General features: G+C 42.6%; 28 protein-coding genes. 20 read left to right on the top strand and 8 right to left on the bottom strand.

The features are described from left to right. Window positions 1-138: 138 nt before the first annotated feature. The 13 genes from ACEQ1T_RS00585 (at window position 139) to ACEQ1T_RS00525 (ending at window position 10,569) form a co-directional block, all read left to right on the top strand. The gene (locus tag ACEQ1T_RS00585) at window positions 139-807 is read left to right on the top strand and encodes a response regulator transcription factor (protein ID WP_370221423.1); all 669 of its coding nucleotides are present in this window, start codon (window positions 139-141) and stop codon (window positions 805-807) included. Beyond that, the gene (locus tag ACEQ1T_RS00580) at window positions 804-2,165 is read left to right on the top strand and encodes a histidine kinase dimerization/phospho-acceptor domain-containing protein (RefSeq protein ID WP_370221422.1); all 1,362 of its coding nucleotides are present in this window, start codon (window positions 804-806) and stop codon (window positions 2,163-2,165) included. Before ACEQ1T_RS00585 ends, ACEQ1T_RS00580 begins: the two co-directional genes overlap by 4 nt. 324 nt (window positions 2,166-2,489) lie before the next feature. After that, complete coding sequence (locus ACEQ1T_RS00575) at window positions 2,490-3,401, top strand: ABC transporter ATP-binding protein (protein ID WP_370221421.1); 912 nt, start codon at window positions 2,490-2,492, stop codon at window positions 3,399-3,401. Then, window positions 3,398-4,108 carry an ABC transporter permease gene (locus ACEQ1T_RS00570; RefSeq protein ID WP_370221420.1) on the top strand — a complete coding sequence of 237 codons (711 nt, stop codon included), beginning with the start codon at window positions 3,398-3,400 and terminating at the stop codon, window positions 4,106-4,108. The genes ACEQ1T_RS00575 and ACEQ1T_RS00570 overlap by 4 nt, the downstream gene beginning before the upstream one ends. Continuing rightward, the gene (locus ACEQ1T_RS00565) at window positions 4,109-4,840 is read left to right on the top strand and encodes an ABC transporter permease (protein WP_370221419.1); all 732 of its coding nucleotides are present in this window, start codon (window positions 4,109-4,111) and stop codon (window positions 4,838-4,840) included. It abuts the gene before it with no gap. 124 nt (window positions 4,841-4,964) lie between these two features. Beyond that, complete coding sequence (locus ACEQ1T_RS00560; RefSeq protein WP_370221418.1) at window positions 4,965-5,630, top strand: Yip1 family protein; 666 nt, start codon at window positions 4,965-4,967, stop codon at window positions 5,628-5,630. Beyond that, complete coding sequence (locus tag ACEQ1T_RS00555; protein WP_370221417.1) at window positions 5,631-6,749, top strand: efflux RND transporter periplasmic adaptor subunit; 1,119 nt, start codon at window positions 5,631-5,633, stop codon at window positions 6,747-6,749. It begins immediately after the preceding gene. Further along, the gene (locus tag ACEQ1T_RS00550; protein WP_370221416.1) at window positions 6,746-7,438 is read left to right on the top strand and encodes an ABC transporter ATP-binding protein; all 693 of its coding nucleotides are present in this window, start codon (window positions 6,746-6,748) and stop codon (window positions 7,436-7,438) included. Before ACEQ1T_RS00555 ends, ACEQ1T_RS00550 begins: the two co-directional genes overlap by 4 nt. After that, on the top strand, window positions 7,435-8,628 hold the full coding sequence (locus ACEQ1T_RS00545) for an ABC transporter permease (RefSeq protein ID WP_206845164.1): 1,194 nt from the start codon (window positions 7,435-7,437) through the stop codon (window positions 8,626-8,628). Before ACEQ1T_RS00550 ends, ACEQ1T_RS00545 begins: the two co-directional genes overlap by 4 nt. 142 nt (window positions 8,629-8,770) lie before the next feature. After that, a complete protein-coding gene (locus ACEQ1T_RS00540) occupies window positions 8,771-8,941 on the top strand; it encodes a hypothetical protein (protein ID WP_370221415.1) in 171 nt (56 codons plus the stop codon). Between the two features lie 345 nt (window positions 8,942-9,286). Next, on the top strand, window positions 9,287-9,514 hold the full coding sequence (locus ACEQ1T_RS00535; protein WP_370221414.1) for a hypothetical protein: 228 nt from the start codon (window positions 9,287-9,289) through the stop codon (window positions 9,512-9,514). Between the two features lie 321 nt (window positions 9,515-9,835). Then, window positions 9,836-10,354 carry a GNAT family N-acetyltransferase gene (locus ACEQ1T_RS00530; protein WP_206845160.1) on the top strand — a complete coding sequence of 173 codons (519 nt, stop codon included), beginning with the start codon at window positions 9,836-9,838 and terminating at the stop codon, window positions 10,352-10,354. 59 nt (window positions 10,355-10,413) lie between these two features. Beyond that, window positions 10,414-10,569 (top strand): DUF1540 domain-containing protein, encoded by a 156-nt coding sequence (locus ACEQ1T_RS00525; RefSeq protein WP_206845159.1) that lies wholly within the window; start codon window positions 10,414-10,416, stop codon window positions 10,567-10,569. 74 nt (window positions 10,570-10,643) lie between these two features. Here ACEQ1T_RS00525 and ACEQ1T_RS00520 read toward each other — a convergent pair whose 3' ends face one another. Then, window positions 10,644-10,913: a hypothetical protein gene (locus tag ACEQ1T_RS00520; RefSeq protein WP_206845158.1), complete on the bottom strand. Its 270-nt coding sequence runs from the start codon at window positions 10,911-10,913 to the stop codon at window positions 10,644-10,646. Window positions 10,914-11,167: 254 nt separating this feature from the next. Here ACEQ1T_RS00520 and ACEQ1T_RS00515 point away from each other — a divergent pair, with 254 nt between their 5' ends. The 4 genes from ACEQ1T_RS00515 (at window position 11,168) to ACEQ1T_RS00500 (ending at window position 12,199) form a co-directional block, all read left to right on the top strand. Further along, window positions 11,168-11,620: a GNAT family N-acetyltransferase gene (locus tag ACEQ1T_RS00515; RefSeq protein WP_370221413.1), complete on the top strand. Its 453-nt coding sequence runs from the start codon at window positions 11,168-11,170 to the stop codon at window positions 11,618-11,620. Window positions 11,621-11,641: 21 nt separating this feature from the next. Then, window positions 11,642-11,815, top strand: a complete 174-nt coding sequence (locus tag ACEQ1T_RS00510) for a hypothetical protein (protein ID WP_206845154.1) — start codon at window positions 11,642-11,644, stop codon at window positions 11,813-11,815. Continuing rightward, entirely contained in the window at window positions 11,815-11,976 is a 162-nt protein-coding gene (locus tag ACEQ1T_RS00505) for a hypothetical protein (RefSeq protein ID WP_206845150.1), read from the top strand. Before ACEQ1T_RS00510 ends, ACEQ1T_RS00505 begins: the two co-directional genes overlap by 1 nt. 82 nt (window positions 11,977-12,058) lie before the next feature. Next, window positions 12,059-12,199, top strand: a complete 141-nt coding sequence (locus ACEQ1T_RS00500) for a hypothetical protein (RefSeq protein ID WP_206845149.1) — start codon at window positions 12,059-12,061, stop codon at window positions 12,197-12,199. A gap of 102 nt (window positions 12,200-12,301) precedes the next feature. Here the strand turns inward: ACEQ1T_RS00500 and ACEQ1T_RS00495 are convergent, their stop codons facing one another. The 4 genes from ACEQ1T_RS00495 to ACEQ1T_RS00480 all read right to left on the bottom strand — a co-directional run bounded on the left by ACEQ1T_RS00495 (window position 12,302) and on the right by ACEQ1T_RS00480 (window position 14,517). Then, window positions 12,302-12,598, bottom strand: a complete 297-nt coding sequence (locus ACEQ1T_RS00495; protein ID WP_206845148.1) for a putative quinol monooxygenase — start codon at window positions 12,596-12,598, stop codon at window positions 12,302-12,304. Window positions 12,599-12,619: 21 nt separating this feature from the next. After that, on the bottom strand, window positions 12,620-13,255 hold the full coding sequence (locus ACEQ1T_RS00490; RefSeq protein WP_370221412.1) for a nitroreductase family protein: 636 nt from the start codon (window positions 13,253-13,255) through the stop codon (window positions 12,620-12,622). Window positions 13,256-13,291: 36 nt separating this feature from the next. After that, window positions 13,292-13,720 (bottom strand): MarR family winged helix-turn-helix transcriptional regulator, encoded by a 429-nt coding sequence (locus ACEQ1T_RS00485; protein WP_206845146.1) that lies wholly within the window; start codon window positions 13,718-13,720, stop codon window positions 13,292-13,294. Window positions 13,721-13,881: 161 nt separating this feature from the next. Beyond that, window positions 13,882-14,517 carry a class I SAM-dependent methyltransferase gene (locus ACEQ1T_RS00480; RefSeq protein ID WP_206845145.1) on the bottom strand — a complete coding sequence of 212 codons (636 nt, stop codon included), beginning with the start codon at window positions 14,515-14,517 and terminating at the stop codon, window positions 13,882-13,884. A 248-nt stretch (window positions 14,518-14,765) separates the two neighbouring features. On the opposite strand from ACEQ1T_RS00480, the gene ACEQ1T_RS00475 reads away from it, so the two are divergent. Both ACEQ1T_RS00475 and ACEQ1T_RS00470 read left to right on the top strand, forming a co-directional pair. After that, on the top strand, window positions 14,766-15,692 hold the full coding sequence (locus ACEQ1T_RS00475) for a PLP-dependent cysteine synthase family protein (RefSeq protein WP_206845144.1): 927 nt from the start codon (window positions 14,766-14,768) through the stop codon (window positions 15,690-15,692). Next, a complete protein-coding gene (locus ACEQ1T_RS00470; protein WP_370221410.1) occupies window positions 15,689-16,816 on the top strand; it encodes a bifunctional cystathionine gamma-lyase/homocysteine desulfhydrase in 1,128 nt (375 codons plus the stop codon). The genes ACEQ1T_RS00475 and ACEQ1T_RS00470 overlap by 4 nt, the downstream gene beginning before the upstream one ends. Window positions 16,817-16,876: 60 nt before the next feature. On the opposite strand, the gene ACEQ1T_RS00465 is transcribed toward ACEQ1T_RS00470, so the two are convergent. Beyond that, complete coding sequence (locus ACEQ1T_RS00465; protein WP_206845141.1) at window positions 16,877-17,263, bottom strand: DUF1259 domain-containing protein; 387 nt, start codon at window positions 17,261-17,263, stop codon at window positions 16,877-16,879. 363 nt (window positions 17,264-17,626) lie between these two features. Between ACEQ1T_RS00465 and ACEQ1T_RS00460 the strand changes: the two genes are divergently transcribed. Next, window positions 17,627-18,004, top strand: a complete 378-nt coding sequence (locus ACEQ1T_RS00460) for a hypothetical protein (protein WP_206845138.1) — start codon at window positions 17,627-17,629, stop codon at window positions 18,002-18,004. Window positions 18,005-18,035: 31 nt separating this feature from the next. Here ACEQ1T_RS00460 and ACEQ1T_RS00455 read toward each other — a convergent pair whose 3' ends face one another. Both ACEQ1T_RS00455 and ACEQ1T_RS00450 read right to left on the bottom strand, forming a co-directional pair. After that, window positions 18,036-18,332 carry a 4a-hydroxytetrahydrobiopterin dehydratase gene (locus ACEQ1T_RS00455; RefSeq protein ID WP_206845137.1) on the bottom strand — a complete coding sequence of 99 codons (297 nt, stop codon included), beginning with the start codon at window positions 18,330-18,332 and terminating at the stop codon, window positions 18,036-18,038. Continuing rightward, on the bottom strand, window positions 18,329-20,059 hold the full coding sequence (locus ACEQ1T_RS00450) for an aromatic amino acid hydroxylase (RefSeq protein WP_206845135.1): 1,731 nt from the start codon (window positions 20,057-20,059) through the stop codon (window positions 18,329-18,331). The genes ACEQ1T_RS00455 and ACEQ1T_RS00450 overlap by 4 nt, the downstream gene beginning before the upstream one ends. Window positions 20,060-20,129: the final 70 nt, after the last annotated feature.

The raw sequence follows: 20,129 nt of genomic DNA, 5'->3' as shown, positions 1-20,129 counted from the left end.
GAAGTAATCATGGCGGGAAAAATGAATCCTATCAATAATAAGTATCGTAGAATAGCAGGAAGTATTTGTTAGATTCGGGAACTTATAAGATGATGTTCAAAAGCAGATTCGTAAAAGATTAATTAAAGGGTGGAGAGTATGGTTCGAATTTTATACATAGAAGACGAAAGTGATATTGGCAGCTGGCTGAAAAATGATTTAGAGGAAAGAGGCTATGAGGTTATCTGGCTGCAGTCTGGAGAAGGTATGGAAAATTATCTTTCTGATGCCGATATTGCCATTTTAGATGTGATGCTTCCGGGGCTTGACGGGTTTTCGCTTGGGAAGCGGATTAAGAAAGTAAAGAGTGACATGCCAGTACTTATGCTATCGGCAAGGACGGCGGTAGAGGATAAGCTGGAGGGCCTGAGCTTTGCTGATGATTATCTTACAAAGCCTTTCCAGCCGGATGAGCTCGCTGCGAGGATTGAAGTGCTGTTAAGGCGATTTCAAAAGAATGATCAGGTGCTGGAGCTTCACCACTTACAGGTACATACAAAGGACCTGAGGATTATTGATCGGGATGCAGACGATGAAATTCAATTGACAGGCAAGCAGTATCAGCTGTTTCAGCACTTCATTCGCCATCTGAATCAGATACTGACAAAAGAGCAGCTTTATGAAGGCGTCTGGGGAGAACAATATATGGAGGGCGACAAAACCCTGATGGTTCATATCCGCTATCTTCGTGAAAAACTCGAGAAGAACCCTTCGCGTCCTGAAATCATTGAGACCATTCGCGGAATCGGCTACAGGGTGAAGATATGAAAAGGTTTTTCCAATCGCTGCAGGCGAAGTATATGGCGATTATTCTGGTGGCCTTATTTCTGTTTCAGGCAGCTTATTTACTTGTGGCTATGCTGGCTATGGGTCTCCAAGAGGACATTTCAGGAGAAAAAAACAAGAATGAATCCGATCCCAGTCATATTGAAGAAAAATGGCATGCGGATGCAGCAGAAGTGGAGAATGCCTCAAGTGAAAGCATTCATAAGCTTTTTTCGAAATGGAAAAAGGACTATCCTGAAGCCTCAATGTTTTGGGTGGATGAAAAGGGAAATGTACTGGAGCAGCTGGATGTGAAGGGGGACCTGCCTGCTAATTGGACTCCTGCCTTTACAGCGAAGTTTATTAAGGAACGGTATGGCGGCGATCCGTTTACAGTTATAAGTTTTATTGGCGGGGATGAAAAGAACGGTTTTATCGTTCTTGAAATACCGAGGAATTTATTTCTTCCGCCGATTGTGGAGGTAACAGAGAAATATGGACTTTTCTTAGGAGCCGGTCTGCTTTTGATCATTTCCCTGTTTATTATAGTCTCTTTTTTATTTTTCCGTGGCATCCGCAAAAGACTGCTTCAACTCCAGGAGGCGATGGAAAGACGGGATATGGATAATCTCCCGATCGGCATTGATGTGCAAAACAATGATGAAATCGGCCAGCTGGAACGGACTTTTAATGAGATGATCCTTGAGCTCAAGGAAAGCAAGCAACGCGAGCAGGAGGAAGAACAGCTGCGGAGGGAGCTGATCGCCAATCTGTCCCATGACCTGCGGACGCCTTTAACGAAAATCAATGCGCAAACATACTCGATTGCAAAGGAAAATCTGTCTCCAGGAGGAAAACAGGCGGTCAAAGCGCTGGAAACTTCGATTGTCAATATTGATAGACTGATTGAGAACTTAATGAGCTACACGCTTTTGATGGCGAGCAAGCATAAGCAGGAGCTGATCGAGCTGGATGCTGTCCGGTTTGTTCGTGAAAGTTTGGCATCCTGGTATCCGGTTTTTGAGAAAGAAAGTTTTGAGGTGAACATCGAGTTAGAGCCGTTTGAAGTGAAATGGCTGACCGATCCAATGTGGCTGGGCCGTATTTTTGATAACATTCTGCAAAATATACTGCGGCATGCGAAGGATGGACTTTACCTTAAAGTGGCGACTGAATCCACCGATGAGTACGATGCGATTGTTGTTATCGATCATGGAAAGGGGCTTAAAAACAGCTCCAATGAAAAAGGAGCCGGAATCGGTTTATCCATTGTTGATATGATGGTGAAGGGCATGAAACTGGAGTGGGATATCGATTCCGGTGACGAGGGCACAATCATAAAAATCTTAAGAAAACATTAGGAGCTGCCTTATCAGGAGCTCCTTTTTTGTTTTAAATTCCATAATGCTATCAATTGGTAAATGCCAAAGAGGACTGCCAGAATAACGAGGATAACCCAGGCATAAGTGTGTGGAATAAAAAAATATACGAGTAAACAGGCAAGCAGGAATACAGCGTAGCCAATGTTAAAAAGCCTTTTAAACGTCATAAGGTTTTCCCCTTCCCAAGGTGCTTACTGTATTAGACGATTTAGGAGGAAAAAAGTGTCATTTAAACAAATTTTAAACTTCCCCCTACCTTTGTTTTAACCTTGCCTGGCTAAGATGGAAAGTGAGGTGAGAGGAATGGAGTATGTCGTAAGAACGGAAAATTTATCAAAGCATTTTGGTCAGGAGAAAGCGGTGTCAGGTCTGGAAATGAAAATACCCAAAGGGGAAATCTACGGATTTCTGGGTCCGAATGGTGCAGGGAAAACGACAACGATCCGGATGCTTTTGGGGCTGATGAAGCCTGATTCCGGCAGGATTGAAATTTTTCAAAAAGATTTAAAGAAAGAAAGACTAAATATATTAGGACGGGTAGGCTCGCTTGTAGAATCACCTTCATATTACCCGCATTTAACGGCAAAAGAAAATCTTGAAGCAATGAGAAAAATACTTGGTGTGCCAAAACAGAGAATCGCTGAGGTGCTGGAGATTGTCCGGCTGACTGATGCTGGTGATAAGAAAGTAAAGGGCTTCTCACTCGGCATGAAGCAGCGGCTTGGAATTGCTGCTTCGCTGCTGAATAACCCGGAATTGCTGATTCTGGATGAGCCGACAAACGGATTAGATCCTTCAGGTATTATTGAGATCCGCAATTTAATTAAAAGCCTGCCATCTGAATGCGGGATGACCGTGTTAATTTCCAGTCATTTGCTTTCAGAGATTGATCAGATGGCGACAACAGTAGGTATTGTCACGAAAGGGAAAATGATTTTTCAGGATTCAATTGAATCGATGCGCATGTTTGCACAGCAATCCGTTTTATTAAAGGTCAGCGAGAGCGACAAAGCCTGGCGCTCCCTGCTAGGAAGAGGAATGAAGGCTGGTTTGGATAGCGGCATCATTTCGCTGCCGCAGCAATCGGATGAGCAAGTGGCTGAGGCTGTGCGCGGACTTGTAGCAGATGGATTTTCCGTTTACCGGGTGGAAGAAGAAAAGCGATCATTGGAAGACATTTTCCTTCAGATGACGAGGGAGGAGCAGGCCGGATGATGGAGAAATTACTGGCAGCTGAATTTATGAAGATTAAGCGGAAAGGAATCTGGTTCCTGACCGTACTGGGTCCAATTGGGGTAGTAGCCATGCAGATGGTCAATTACGGGGTGCGCAAGGATTATTTGTTCGGACAGAATGATGACCGGTGGGGGTATTATTTGGATAATATCCATTCGTTCACACCGCTGGCGATTGTGCTGGGCATCGTAATTCTGACGTCATTTATGTCAAGTATTGAAAATGAAACGAACGCCTGGAAACAGCTGATTGCATTGCCAGTTTCGAAAATGAGCGTGTATTTAACGAAGTTCACGGTGCTGTCGATTCTGCTTCTAACTTCTTCTGTGCTTTTGATGCTATTCGCGCTTGCTTTTGGATTGTTTCTTGATTTGGGCGGGGAGATTCCGTATAAGGGTCTGCTGGAATACAGCTTTTATCCTTTTTTTGCGGCTTTGCCAGTTTTGGCGCTGCAGCTTTGGATAGCGACTGTGAGTATAAATCAGGGTGTGCCAATCACTCTGGGGATTCTGGGAGTGATTCTGACATATGCTGGTTTTACTTTGCCGGATTGGCTGATTTGGAAATGGCCGCTGCTGCTGAATGAGTGGAATGAACCGCTTATCAACGTCCTGCTTGGAATTGGAGCCGGCGTTTTACTATACACAGCCGGCATGATTGATTTTGCGAGAAGGGATGTGAAATAGATGCTGTCTATTTTGAAGTCGGAGTGGTTTAAGCTGCGTAAATCAAAGATCTTCAGCATTCTTTTAGTGGGACCGCTGATTGGGCTGGGCGCAGGGATTGGGGCGAATACAGCTGAAACGGCGGGGGTGATGAACGAATGGTACCTGCTTTTGATTTATATGAATTTGCCTTATTCGGTACTCTTTTTGCCGTTAGTCACAGGGGTTCTGGCAAGCCTTGTCTGCCGGTATGAGCATCAGGCCGGGGGCTGGAAGCAGCTTTTGGCGCTGCCTGTCACAAGGGGAAAAGTGTTTGCAGCTAAGTATGCGCTGATCCTGCTATTGGTTTTGCTTATCCAATTATTCTATTTAGCTGCCATTTTTGGAGCAGGATTGTATAAAGGTGTAACCGATCCATTTCCGGCAGCGATTGTCTGGAAAAGCATATTGGGAGGCTGGGTAGCGACTTTCCCATTAGTCGCTCTGCAGCTGTGGATGTCCGTCTGGTTCAAAAGTTTTGCGGCACCTTTTGCGGTCAACGTCGTTTTTACGCTGCCATCCATACTGGCGATGAATTCCGAGAAAGTGGGCCCTTATTATCCTTGGGCACAGCCCTTTGCAATGATGTATCCAGTGACAGACACTGGCGATATATTCTTTATCCCGTGGGAACAGCTTTTGACTGTTATCGGCGGATTCTTTTTATTGTTTTATCTTGGCGGCTATTTTTATTTTCAGCGGAAGGCTGTGTAGACAGGATACCAGGGGAGTAATCTTCTGGTATTTTCAATGGGTCAATTGTAATTATTTGAAACTTTTTCTATATTATTCCGTAAAGCTATAGTGGAATCATTTTAATAGAATAGGAGTGTTCTTAATGGAACAAGAAGTAAAAACAAGCAGCGCAAAACCGAGTATGCTTGGGATGATTTGGAGTCCTGGAGAGCAGTTTGACCGCATCCGAAAAAACCCTAAGATTTGGGTGCCGCTGATTTTAATCAGTATTCTGTATGCCGTGGGCATGTTCCTGATGGCAATGTCTATGGATGCATCTTACCTTGGGCTTGATGGCATGAGTGAGGCCGAGGCAGAGATGGTAATGATGTTTTCGAGAGTTGGTGTGGCAATAACAGGAATTTTCACACCTGTAGTGGTTGCCCTCATTTCCGGTGGCATTTATATGATTTTCATTAAAATTGCTGGATCAGATGCAACGTTCAAACAGATATTTTCCATGAATATTTATATTCTTGTTATTGGCGGGATCGGCCTTGTGGTCAATATGGCATTAAGAGCAGCTATTGGAGGAAATCCGGAAATATTTATTACTAGTTTAGCAGGATTGATGAACAGCGAGAAACCAGGGGTCCTGGGTTCTTTCGAGTTATTCAGCATCTGGCAGTCTGTTGTAACGGCAATTGGCCTTCATCGGGTTGGAGGATTATCAAAAGTCTGGGCCTGGGGCATTGCGATTGCCTTCTTCATCATCGGCATTGTCTTCACTTTAATCAGCAATACCCTTTCAGGAATGACTGGTGTCTAAATGAAAAAGAAAGTTTGGATAGCACTCGGGGTTACGGCTGTGTTTTTGCTGCTGGCTGGCGTTAGCGTCTACAGGCAGGCGTTTGCGAAAGGGCCTGAAGTAAAAACCGCCCATCCGGTTCAGGAAGAAATTAAAGAGCAGATCATGATTCCAGGAACGGCAGAGCTGGTGAATGAGCAGAAAATATATACATCTCCTGAAAAAGGCGAAATAAAGGAATTCCTGGTAGAAGAAGGGGATTCTGTTAAAAAAGGAGAGGTGCTGGCCAAATTTGATGGCCAGGCATTGGAGCTTGAATGGGAAAAGGTCAAACTTCAGGCTGAATCAGGCTATATAAAAATCAACCAGCTGGAAAAAGAGGAAGACCAGCTGGGGGATAAGGAAAAAGAGCTGCGCAAACAGGCTGGTGATAAGGAAGCTGTTAAACAGATACAGCCTGAAAGGGATCAGTTGAAACTGGAAAAGCGATTGGCGAATCTGGAATTAAGCCAGGTGCTTTTACAGAAGAAAGATATTGAAAAACGCCTTGGAGAATTAGAGGTTAAAAGCACAATAGATGGAGTGGTGCTTCAGGTGAACAAGGGAGCCTCCTCTGATCCGGCTTCGGCAGGAAAACCTGTCATTTATGTTGGCGATTTAAAAGCAATCGGCGCATCAGGCTTACTTTCAGAATTCGATTCATTAAAGGTAAAAGAGGGGCAAAAGGTGACTCTCCTGTCCGATGCAATTCCTGAAAAGGAATGGAAAGGCGAAGTCAGCGAAGTAGCTGATATGCCAGAAGAGAATCAGGGAATGAATCCTGCCGAAAATAGTGCGCCACAGTATCGGGTGGAGGTCACGGTGAAGGAAATGTCCCTGAGGTCAGGCTTTCAGCTCATAATGGAAATCGAAACAGATAAGAAGAAGGCGCTGACTGTACCGGCCAACTCGGTTATAACTGGAGACAGCAGCGTATATGTATTCGTGGTCAGGGATCAGAAAAGCTATAAACAGGAAGTAGAGACAGGTGTCGCTTCCGGGAATAAAATCGAGATAACAAGCGGCCTCAATGAGCAGGATTTGATTATTACTAATCCATCAGATCAGCTGAAAGACGGCATGGAAGTGGATGTGAAATGATTGATCTTAAAGGCATAACCAAGTCTTATCAGGCGGGAAAAGAAAGAATTGAAGTATTAAAAGGGATTAATCTGAGCATTGAGCAAGGGGATTCTGTGGCGATTATGGGGCCATCCGGATCGGGAAAGTCCACGCTTATGAATATTATTGGATGTCTCGATCTGCCGACAGAAGGAATATATGAATTGGATGGTGAGAACATATCCAATTACTCGGAAGCAGAGCTGGCAAAGGTCAGAAATCAATCGATCGGGTTTGTGTTTCAGCAGTTTCACCTGCTTCCGAGACTGACGGCCATTCAAAATGTAGAGCTGCCTATGATTTATAGCGGCCTTGCAAAAAAGGAAAGATTGGAACGGGCAGAAGCAGCACTGGTTAAAGTGGGCTTGGCCGATCGGGTGGAGTATCTGCCGAATGCTTTATCAGGAGGGCAGAAGCAGCGGGTTGCCATCGCCAGAGCGATTGTGAACGAACCGAAAATCATATTGGCGGATGAGCCGACAGGTGCTCTTGATACGAAAACAAGCGCCTCTATTATGGAACTGTTCAGGGAGCTGAACCATGAAGGGTCAACGATTGTAATGGTTACACATGAACCAGAGGTTGCAGAATATGCCCATCACACGATTATGGTGAGGGATGGGCTGATTGTGCCCGCAGAACTTTCCCGCAGGGGGGCGCCTACATGAGTTTTTTAGAAAATATCAAAATGGCGCTTAGTTCATTGAAGGCGCATAAAATGAGATCGATTTTAACGATGATTGGGATCATTATTGGTGTTGGGGCTGTCATTATTGTTGTCGCAATCGGCCAGGGCGGAGAAGCAATGCTGAAGACGCAGCTGACAGGTCCCGGCAATACAGTGGAGCTGTTTTATCAGCCCTCTGACGAGGAAATTCAGGCAAACCCGAACATATTTAATGAAGCTCCTTTTGATGGGGAAGATATCAAAGCACTGGAGCAGATTCCAGAGATTAAAAGAGTAGTTGCTTCAAGCTCACAGTTCTCACAGGCTTCATTTGGAGAACAGACAGCTGAAACATCCACAACAGGAGTAGGCCCTGCTTATTTTGAGCTCAACAATGTTGAACTGGAAAAAGGGCGATCGTTTACGGCTGCGGATTTTCTTGGCGGACGCAGGGTAGGGCTTGTCAGCTTTTCCATGCAGGAGGAGCTTTTTGATGGCAAATCGCCGGTTGGCGAAGTAATCCGGATTGGAAACCAGCCTATTGAAATCATTGGCGTCATGAAAAAGCCGACAGGGCTCTTTTCATTCGGTGTTCTTGAGATCTATGTGCCTACTAAAACATGGCAGACTATTTATGGGAAGAGTGACTTTACCCAGGTGACGCTTCAGGCAGAATCCGCTGATCAGCTTCAGACTGCCGGAAAGAAGGCTGCCAGCTTACTTAACAAGATGCATAATACAGAAGAATCGTATATGGTCATCAACATGGAAGAAATGGCAGAAGGAATCGGCCAGATTACAAAGGTCATGACGTTAATCATCGGCAGTATCGCCGGTATCTCGCTGTTTGTTGGCGGAATTGGTGTCATGAATATCATGCTCGTATCTGTAACCGAAAGGACGAGGGAAATCGGCATCCGTAAAGCACTGGGAGCTACCAGGGGGCAAATCATGGGACAGTTTTTAATCGAATCTGTCACACTGACCTTGATCGGCGGAGTGCTGGGAATCCTGCTGGGCTGGGGTTCGGCATCCCTGATTTCATTATTTGCCGGATGGCCATCGCTCATTTCCTGGCAGGTCGTCGCAGGAGCACTTTTCTTCTCAATGGCGATCGGGATCATCTTCGGACTGCTGCCGGCTAATAAAGCTTCGAGGCTGAGTCCAATTGAATCTTTGCGATATGAGTAATTCATTATAAGGCTATCTTCGGCTGAGGCTGGGGGTGGTCTTTTTTGCTGGCTGGGAATGCACTGTAATTAGTTTTTTTAAGGTATCCTATTCCTGGTAATAAAGTAAAATAGAACTATTGCATAATAAGGGTGTGCATAGGATGACCATGCGGGATTTTCTTGATTTTTGCAAGGATCATATGGAAGCTGAAGGGATTGAAAACCGGGAGGATTTTGATTGGCTTCGGAACAAGAGATACCAGGTTTTTCAGGGATATCTGTTTGGAAAACCTGCGCCGATTGCAAAAAAAGATAAGGTATCAGTAAAGTAATGAAGAAAATGCCTGTATTTTGCAAATCTAAACCAAACTCTTATTGTTTTTTTCCATCTGGAAAGATTTATGTGCGGATAGCTGAAAAATATATGCACATAAAATTTTTTCTGTGCGGATAGAAAAGATTTGTGTGCGGATAGAAAAATTTATGTGCGTTCAGCTTTTTTTGAAGGTACTTCCTGCATCAGGGCCAGAGGCTTTTTCATGGTTGTCGTATACGGACTGAAATAATTGTTATGTAATCTATCCGCAATATATGTAACCTTTCACTCATGTTTATATTGCGGACCCAGGGGAATAGTCTACATAGAAACATAATACTGCAAGAGGAGATGATAAAAAATGAAGTATAAGAATCTGCTTTTATCAATTCCATTAGGAGCAGGATTAATGTTAGCAGGCTGTGCTTCTGAGCAGGATCCGCCTCCGGAAGATGAGGAAAACATGGAAATGGATCAGCAGGAAGATAACGAAGAGCCAGATTTAAGTGAAGAGCCAAGCGAAGAGGAAATGGATGAAGAAGAACCTGATATGGATGAAGAGCCTTCTGAAGAAAATCATAATCAGTAAATATACTATATCTGAAAATGGCATCCCATGCGGATGCTATTTTTGTGCATAGAAAAAGTCAGCATAAAAGATGCAAAGGCGATACCTTTTGCACCAGTTAGATTAAATTAAGATTTAGTGACCTAAGAAGCTGTCATGGTTATCAGTAAATCAGCTTAATTTTGCCTGCATCAAGCCTGATACCATATGACTTTGCCTCAGTTTAAGATAGTCCAGTTTCCTCCAAATTAGAGTGAAGTAATGAAATTTTCCAGAATTTAGAGGGGATTTTTCCAAAAGAGAAGAATACTCTCTTTATAAATTTTAATAGGGGAAAAGACGATGGACATTAAAACAAAGAGATTAACCGTAAGAAAGTTCAAGTCAGAAGACTGGCAGGCAGTTTATGAGTACACATCAAATCCAGAAGTAATGAAATACATTCCAGGTGGTATTTTTACAGAAGAAGCTGCTAAAGAGTTTATCCGCATGAATACCGAAAAAGCAGAGCATTTTCCCGTTCTTTTAGAAAATGAAGAGGTACTGATTGGCCATGTCGCTTTTCATAAGTATTTTGGCGATCATACATATGAAATTGGCTGGGTTTTTAATCCGAAGTATTATAATAAAGGCTACGCATCAGAAGCAGCATATGCAGTGCTGAAATATGGCTTTGAAGAACATGGCCTGCACCGGATTATTGCAACCTGCCAGCCTGAGAATCCGCCTTCTTACCGGGTGATGGAGAAAATCGGCATGAGGCGGGAAGGTTTTTTCAAAAAGTGCATTCCACATGGCGATGAATGGTGGGATGAATATTATTATGCGATTTTAAAGGAAGAGTGGAACATGGATAAATAAACAAGCAAGTATATCACCATCCTGAATGGCAAAAATAATAAAATCAGGAGGTGATATACATGGCTAAAGATGTTCTTTGTGAAGTAAATAACTGCACCTTTTGGGAAAAGGGAAATAAGTGCAGTGCAGATGCTATCTATGTTGTCAGCCATACAGGCAAGCAGGCGTCCAACAGCAAAGAGACAGACTGTAAAACCTTTGAACCTGAAGTTTGATCCAAGGGGTAACCGATTTGGTTACCTTCTTTATCTATTATTGATAATAATTATCAGTTTCATTCAAAAAAATTTTACCATGCTGATTCTTTTGTTTTTCGAAGTGGAGTCAGTTTTTTCATGTTCTTAAAGATTTTATAATGGGCAGTAGCTACTTTTTCTTCTACATAATCCAATGAATAATCACCCGATGGATCAGATAGTTCCCCAATCGCACGTGATAGGTGATCAATGACTGTTCTGTATGATTCATTCTTCTTATGGTCTTCCTTTGAATTCATTTCTACCATAATGTCGTGAGCAAGGCTTTGAATTCTCCGTAAACGAATTTGCTTCGCTGGCATATATCGCATCCTCCCCTTTTTTTGCTGAATCAATATATTATATATGGCCTTTTCATAGAAAAAATAACTGAAATCCGATGTGCGCATTTATTGGAATATTATAGTATAATGAGTGAGTCTTGTTTTTTCTGACAATTTAGTAAAAGGAGGCGTTCAATATGCTAAATAAAACTTTAGTCATTATGGATCAAAGTAAGGGGAGAACGCCTAATTAATTTCAGCGTTTCCCCAAAATGTGAAAAGGGGAAATTTAAATGAATACTGGGAATGTGAGAATAGAAGAAGTAACAGCAGATAATTGGTATGAATGCTGCCTGCTCGAACTTGCAGAGGAACAAAAAGCCTATTTGGAGCCGAATGCTTTTTCCATTGTGCAATCTAAATATGAATCGGCGCTGAGACCGTATGTGATTTACTTGGAAGATAAAGCTGTCGGCTTTTTAATGTTTAATACATGTATAGAAGAATTGGATGCTTACTGGATCTACCGGATTATGGTTGATAAGTCGCACCAAGGCAAGGGAATAGGCAAAAAAGCGACGGATCTGATCATTGCGGAGATGGCAAAACTGCCGAATGCGAAAAAAATTGCAGTAGGCTACCATCCTGAGAATCTTGGGGCACACAAGCTTTATGCAAGTTTGGGGTTTGCAGATCATGGCCACCGATTTGGGAAGGAAATGGCGGTTGTGAAAGATTTAGGCTAAGGAACAGGAGGAAGAAGCAGAATGAAAGTGGGAATGGCCCCGTTTATAGGAGGGCTGATTTTGCTTATGTCCTGCATCTTTCTGTCTGCCTATTGGACAGTCGCCGGCAGTTTCATGGGGATCTTCGGAGGCATGATGATGGGAAGCTCTTCTTATTTCCTTGCGAAACCGGACAAAAGGCAGGTTAAGCGATAATGGAATTTATGATTTTTTTATTTGTATTCTTTATTTTTCTGGCAATCAGTTCTGTAATGAATGTGTTATTCAAGATGACCGAAAAGAAACATTGGGGTATGTCACTGCTGCTGAGTCTGGTGTTAACAGTCATTGCCATTGCCATTTTGGGGATTAAATAAAGATTGAATCCGGGTATTTTTGGTATAAAAATGCTTGGAAAACACAAACTTTAAGTATCCTATTACGAAAAGGTGATGAAAAATGGATAAACAATATCATTTTGCAAGTTTGTCCGACGGAGATCTGCAGCAGGTGCATAATCTGGAAAAGAGGTTAAGTGAGGAAAAGGGAGAAGAAGTCATCCTCATTGCTTATCATGATCAAAAAGAGAACAATGAATAAAATGAGTAGAAAACCCCAGGCAGAGATTGTAAATCAAACTGTATATCCAGAAAAAGACGCTTGGGAATTTTAAATCCCAAGCGTCTTTTTCTGGATAATTTATTATTTATCTACAGACAGTGCATCATACACCTTCACCTGAGGAGGTGCAGAAAAGTATTGTGGAGCCTTTGCTGTAAATGATGTAAAATGTTCTGTCTGATTGTGGAACTTCACAGCGTCCATATCCTTCCACAATTCCATCATGGTATAGGAACCCGCTTTTTCTGTATCTTTTACCAGGTCATAAGAGATATTGCCTTCTTCTGCTCTGGAAGCCTCGATCAGCGGACGAATTTCAGCAAGAAAATCATTTTCTTTATCAGTTTGTACTTGGAAGCCAGCATGAATAATGATCATGTTATATTTCTCCTTTATGAGTTATTTCCATTCCGTGATATCTTCAACAGGCAGGCGGACAGATTTATACCCCTGATCAGCAGCTTTGCCGATTGAGATAAGCATGACAGGGTAGTAGCGTTCCTTATCCAGATGGAATGCTTCAGCTATCCTGTCTTTTTCATAGCCTCCAATTGGATTTGTATCATAGCCATGGGCACGAGCTGCAAGCATTAGCTGCATGGAAACGAGACCAGCATCGATCAGGTTCATTTCTTTCTTTTGCTCGAATGTCATATTTTCCACTAAGCCTTTGATGGATGGCACCTGGGTGTCTCTTACATCAGCAGGCATGTATCCTTTTTCAACAGCTGTATCATAAATTTTTTCAATGTATGCTTCACTCTTCATATCAACAAAGACAGCGATGACAGCTGCTGATGTCTCAACTTGTCTTTGATTGAATTTTGCGAGCGGTGCCAGTGTGTCTTTGCCTTCTTTTGAATCAATGACCACAAAACGCCATGGCTGCAGGTTTACGGATGAAGGAGCTAAAGATGCTTCTTCCAGGATTTCAGCCATTTCTTCTCTGCTGATTTTGACTGTTGGGTCATAATTACGGATGGAACGTCGGCCTGTGATGATTTCTTTAAAGTCATTGATAATGGTTTTATTCATGATGAACTCTCCTTTATGTTTTTCTGGATGTGAAAATTAAATATTATCTACATTTTCCTGGATGCGTGTGAGCATATTTAGTAGTGTGCTTCGCTCAAGTTCCGAAAAGCCGTTCAGGATTTTGGAAATAAACCGCTTCTTTTCTTCGCAGTAAGCAGCAATTTTCGTTTTGCCTTCCTCTGTCAGGCTGACGTAAGTAAAACGGTTATCTTCAGGATTTTTCCTGCGGATCACCATGCCCTTTTCTTCCAGCTGTTTAAGGTGTCTTGTGACAGCAGCATGATCAATATTCACTTTTTTCTGAAGCTCCCGCTGCGTAATTTCTTCCGCTTCAAAAAGCTCCCGAAGAATCTCAAGCCGTGATTGGCTGATGCCTGTACAGCGTTCAAACTTTGGCATTGTCTGTTTGCTGAGTTCAAACAGCCGGGCAGCAATTAATTCTTCTTCCTTTGAACATTTGAACACAGCATCCCCCGCCTTTTAGATAATTGATAGGTCAATGATTGATACGTCAATTAATATACTGCAAAATATTTTAGAAGTCAAACTGGATGCTTAAGGCAAAGAAAACCCTGCTGAACCAACTTATGGATCAGCAGGGTTATCAGTCATTGAGCTTCGTTTTCCTAAAGTTTCTCTGCTTCTATCAGCCATACATATCGATTGAGCTGCTTAAACTCAACAGAGAATTCATTGGAATGAAACATGCTTTCTAATATGGGGATGGTTGTATAGTGTTCTGTTTCCAGGTCTTGTGCCAGGCTGAGGTAATGATTGTTTTTAGCTTCCTGGATAAAAGTCTCTTTTTCGCCCATGCTTCCAAAGACAGTATCGGCAAAAACGACTTTCCCGCCAGTTGAAAGGAGGGTGGCATATTTAGAGATGGCATTGGCTTTTTCGCTGTCTTCTAAATGATGGAATGCGTACGAGCTGACAAAGGCATCTATGGGACCAAACAATTGAAAGTTTAAAAAATCACCATCTAATAATGTAAGATGAGGCATTTTTTTGCCTGCTATTTTTCTCATGGCAGCAGAAGGTTCCACTCCGATTATTGAACAGCCTTTCTCCAGTAGCCTTTGAGTTAGGTTGCCGGTACCTGTACCGAATTCCACCACATTTCCATTCACAAGATTGGCAACCTCTTGAAGGATATGTTCATAATTCAAAAACACCTCTTGATATTCAATGTCTTTACCCGTTACAGCCTGATCATAGGATTCTGCCCAATGATCAAACAAATCTACAAATTCACGGCCCATTGTAAAAATCACCCCTTCAATTCTTATAATACTTATTGGTATAGTATGAATTAATATCTCACTTGGCAACTTTGCAATCATCCTTAATTCTCAGTTGCCAGCGGATTTTTCAGCTGACAATTGACAAAAATAAACTTAAAACATACTATGCAAGTAGGAATAATAGGAATTAAAAGAAACGTAAGAAATATCCAAAAAACGCAATGAAGAAGAGTAACCATTCTTTCTGAAAAACAGAGGTGCTGACGATGAATTATTACAGCAGTGTGAATGAATTAATTGGGCGTACCCCTCTTGTGAAAATTAAACACTATGCTATTCCGCAGGGAGTAAATGTTTTCGCAAAGCTTGAATATTTTAACCCGGGAGGCAGTGTAAAGGACCGGTTAGGACAGAACTTGATTCAGACAGCTATTGAGGATGGGCTGGTTCCGGAAGATGGGGCTGTAATTGAACCGACTGCAGGGAATACAGGAATTGGCTTAGCGCTTGCTGCTATTGGAACGAAGATCAAAATCATCTGTGTCGTACCTCAAAAATTCAGTGTTGAAAAACAGAAGCTAATGAAGGCGTTAGGGGCAGAAGTTATTAATACCCCGACTGAAGAAGGAATGAAAGGCGCTATTAGGAAGGCGGAGGAACTGCTGCTGAAGATTCCTAATTCCTATAGTCCTCAGCAGTTCAGCAATGAAAATAACCCGCAAACGTATTATGAAACATTGGGACCTGAGATTTTCGAAGCATTAGATGGGAAACTTGATATTTTTGCAGCTGGAGCAGGGACTGGCGGTACGTTTATGGGCTGCGCCAGATATCTTAAAGAAAAGAACCCAAAGATAAAGACAGTTATCGTCGAACCTGAAGGCTCCGTTTTAAATGGCGGAAAGGCAGGGCCGCATCGAACCGAGGGAATCGGGATGGAGTTTTTGCCGCCGTATATGGAAATAGGCTTATTTGAGGCCATTCATACCATTTCAGATAAAGATGCCTTCAAACGAGTGAAGGAGCTGGCATTGCTGCAAGGATACTTAGTTGGAAGTTCGTCAGGAGCTGCTTTTGAAGCAACGCTGAGAGAAGCTGAAAATGCTCGGCCCGGCACGAATATTGTCACCATTTTTCCTGACAGCAGTGAGCGGTATATAAGTAAATCAATTTATGAGGAGGATGAACAATGAGAAGGAAAACACAAATGATTCACGGCGGTATTTCCAGAGATGATTATACAGGTGCCGTCTCCATACCTGTCCACCATGCCAGTACCTTTAAACAAGATGGAGTGGGCAATTTCGTTTATGAGTATGCAAGAACCGGAAATCCGACCAGGCATGCTTTAGAGGAATTAATAAAGGATCTGGAAGGCGGATACCGCGGGTTTGCTTTCGGTTCCGGCATGGCAGCTATTTCTTCTGTAATGCACTTATTTTCAACAGGAGATCATGTTATTTTCACAGATGATGTGTATGGCGGGTCCTATCGATTAGTGACAAAGGTTTTGACGAAATATAATGTAGATGTAACCTTTGTGGATACAAGTGATTTGGCTGCTGTGGAAGCGGCAATACAGGAAAATACAAAAGCCATCTATGTTGAGACACCGACGAATCCATTGCTGAAGATTACAGACCTGGCCGGAATTTCCAAACTGGCCAAATCCAAGAATTTGCTTATGATTGTGGATAACACCTTCAGTACACCATACTGGCAAAATCCAATAGAACTGGGTGCTGATATAGTCTTGCACAGTGCCACCAAATATATAGGCGGACATAGTGATGTGGTTGCCGGGCTGGTTGTGGTGAATACTGAACAGCTTGCAGCAGATATGCACTTCATCCAAAATTCAATTGGTGCTGTTCTGGGACCGCAGGATAGCTGGCTATTAATCAGGGGAATTCGGACACTGGCCATTCGGATGGAGGAAATTGAAGAAAATGCGAAAAGGGTGGCAAATTTTCTTACCAATCATCCGCAGGTTTCAAAGGTTTATTATCCAGGATTTAAAGATCAAAAAGGCCATGACATTCACTCAAAGCAGGCACGGGGATTTGGCGGAATGATTTCCTTCGATGCCGGAAGCGGTGAAAAGGCAGAAGAGGTGCTGAAAAAAGTAAGATATTTTACCCTGGCAGAAAGTTTGGGTGCAGTTGAAAGCCTGATTTCCCTTCCAGCCAAAATGACGCATGCATCGATACCGAAAGAACGCCGTCTGGAACTGGGAATTACAGATGGCCTGATTCGAATTTCAGTTGGCCTGGAGGATGCCGAAGACTTAATTGAGGATTTGCAGTCAGTGCTATAAGGAAAAGCCCCATTTAGTTACAACATTCTAAATGGGGCTTGCTTTTTTTATATAATATGATTAACTTCTTAAAGCTCTTCTGACTTTCCTTGCAAAATTGATTGGATGATCAACAACCTGGATATTCACATAAATGAGGCTGGGCTGATCAAATAGCCACTCATTGTGTACGGACGAAACGGTTATTCCCTGTTTAATAATGGCACCAGCAAATCCATCAACTTCCTTTTGCAAAAGGGCCACCCTGCCCAGACACAATGCCCGTCCTGACCTGGTATCCATCGATTCAAATGAGAAAGAAGTTGTTACGTTAAATGGTTTTCCCATAATGGTGACTTCCAGTTCATCCCGATTAATCGTTGCAACACACTTCCCGCCGGCAAATCCTTCCTGGCCGCCGATTGTTCTTGCAAACTGCTGACACAGCGCTTCTTCATTAATAGCCATACCTTTATACCTCCCCGTCACTTATTATTAGTGACCTGCCCTAACAACTTTTGCTCTAATGTATGATGTTGGGCTCTGGAGTGTTCTGGGCATCAGTATCAAAACAAATAAGCTATATTAATTATTAGGGTTAATGTGGTAATATAAGGTAAATGGAAGGAGTGATGCCATATTCAGCTTCCCCATGAAAAAGGTTTAATACCTAAGTTATTCAGCCTAAGCCTGATTTACATTTTAAGTGTAATCCCCATTAGCATCATTTGTGTTAACTTCATTCATAAATTCTACTTTCATCCTCAATTCTTCTTAGCATTTAGCACCTATAAGCTATCTTATGTGATTTTTAGTGCAGGATTTTTTCTTTTGTTCGCTGTTGCCGGGCTTTTTCTGTATTCCAGGGAAATGAATTCTTCAAAACGGCTGACATTAACAGCTGTTTTCTTGTTTGGCCTGTCTCTTTTCATATTCTTTATGTCTTTTGATGTGTATACCTATTTGGATGAAAGCGGAATTCATATAAATAGCGTATCCAATATAAAGGCAGTTGAAAGCTATCAGTGGGAAGAGGTAGAGTCGGTCACTCAGCTAAACAAGAGAGGGCTGCCAGCTCAGCTTGAGATTGCTTTAGAAGGTGATAAAAAGATTTTGCTGAATCTGCATTCAGACTGGTATGCAAAGAGAAGGGCGTTTTACGAGGTGCTTCGGGAATATGAACTTCCACTTGATACAAGGGAAAAATAAGTGCCTGTCATCTCAACAGGCACTTATTTTCTTAATTATGGTCTGCAAGAAAAACATCATCTATCTGCCGGGCTAGCTTAAAATCCAGACCTGTCAGCCCATTTTCACTCCAGGAAGTGAGGGAGACGATCACCATTTTGTATTGAATGGCGATAAAAGGATGATGATTTTCGTTTTCAGCAAGAGATGCAATTTTATTTACGAAGGCGATACCGTCTAAATATTCTTTGAAGCGATAGCGCCGTTCAATCCATTTGCTGTCTTTTCTTTTCCAGTCTGGCAGCTTGGATAGTTTCCGGGCTATTTCTTCTTCACTTATTTTTGTCATACTGTGACATGCCTCCAATCAAAGATGACATCGAGTCCGTTTTGAATCAGGCGGACATAGCGTTCTTCCTTACTTAACTTTTCAAGCTGGTCCAGAAGCAGTTTTTTCAAAGGCGATTCTTTGTCATGCTTTTCAAGCAGTTCCAGAACTTCCAGCTGAAGCAGCCATTCTTCCGGGAACTCATCAAGAATTTTTCCGATAACACTGTGAAGAAGGACATCCTGAGGGAAATTCGTTTCCCGGATTTGTCTTACTTCCGCATATAATTCTTCCAGAGGGGTTAGGGCTTTTCCTTCTTTTGGGCTATCTTCATTCATAACAGATTCTCCGTGGAATGCAGCGTAATCCGCTGCGATTGGACGTGCAGAAACAATCTGGCTGCCCACAGCTAAATCATAGATGCCCCAAGTGGGGTGGAACAAGATTTCATCTTCCTTTTTGACGAGACATTCTTCAAGTGATATTAAAACAAGGGAATCATGATTAAATAACAGATTCGTCACATGGCCGGAAATTTCTACTCCGCTTTCGAAGGTGATTTGCATCATTTTATTCATCTCGATGCCAAGTTTTTTCAGGCTCTGTTCTGTTTGATTTTCAAGCCTAATGCCTCCAGCCAATTTTCCGATCGGCGCTCCAAAGCCGTCATGGTGAATATCAGGCCCATGATGATTAATTTGTTCATTTTGAATCGAAAGGGCACTCGGACCTGTCGTTTTGACATAGATGGCTTCACCTTCTGCATCCTTTATGATATCAGTGAAAAGACCAGTAATTTGAATGCCTGAATTGAGTTCGATGTGCGCAACCTGGCTTGAAGCGATCGCTTTTTCGATAGCCGCTGTTCCACCTTGCCTGAAGGCCATGGACTCGCCGAATCTCGTCACTTCCTCTATCAATTGTTCAAAGCTTTCGCAAACAAATAGCTGGGTCTGCATAGATGTAACGTCATAGCTGGTGTTAATAGCATCTTCAATTGTGAACCGGCGTTTCTTCACCTGATCGGACAGGCAATGCTTGCTTTCGCCCACAGATGACAGCAGTCCTGCACCAAAGATTTTGGGCTTCTGCAGTTCGCCAATCAGGCCAAATTCGACCGTCCACCAGAAAATCCGGGAGATTTGCTCAGCTTCAGAAAGTCCTTTTACTTGCCGCTGTTTTTCCATTAATCGCTGTTTGGCTGCTTCAATTTCTTCTTCAGTTGAGGCTGGACTTTCCATGACAATCGATAAATGCCTGGTTGCCTCAAACACCTCATGTTCTTCTTTTGTCGCAAAAGCGTTAGCTCCGATATTCCCTATTAATTTAACAAACTCTGAGTAGGTTTCATCAAATAAAATCGGTGCATGCCCCGCCGCTTCATGGAGAATGTCAGGAGCGGGTGTGTATTCGATATTGGTCTTCTGGCGTATATCCGTTGCGATAGGAAGGATGCCATGCGCTTGAAAATCAAAAAACGCTGTGCCGGGAATCAATCCGTCGACAATGACAGCCCCCCAGCCGATTTTATCTAAATGATCGTTCATTTCACTTACCCGTGGAATGCTGTCGATGGAAATGCCGGATGACTTCAGACCTGAAGTGAATGCATCATGGGCGATGTCCTCAAGGAAATGATGATTTTGCCTCATCACATATCTCCAAACCGCATGGTCAATGGGACTGTAAGCATTGTAATGCTGCTGGGCTGTAAAAGGGCGTAAGTGCAGGGGAATCGATTTCTTCATTTGGTAGGTCTCCTTTTATTAGTTTTCATGCTTAAACGCTTTTGAGTGCGAAAGTAAATAGATCGGAAGA

Source organism: Cytobacillus sp. (assembly GCF_964223445.1).
In the GTDB taxonomy this organism is placed as follows: Bacteria; Bacillota; Bacilli; order Bacillales; family Cytobacillaceae; genus Cytobacillus.
This window is presented reverse-complemented; position numbering and strand designations above follow the sequence as displayed.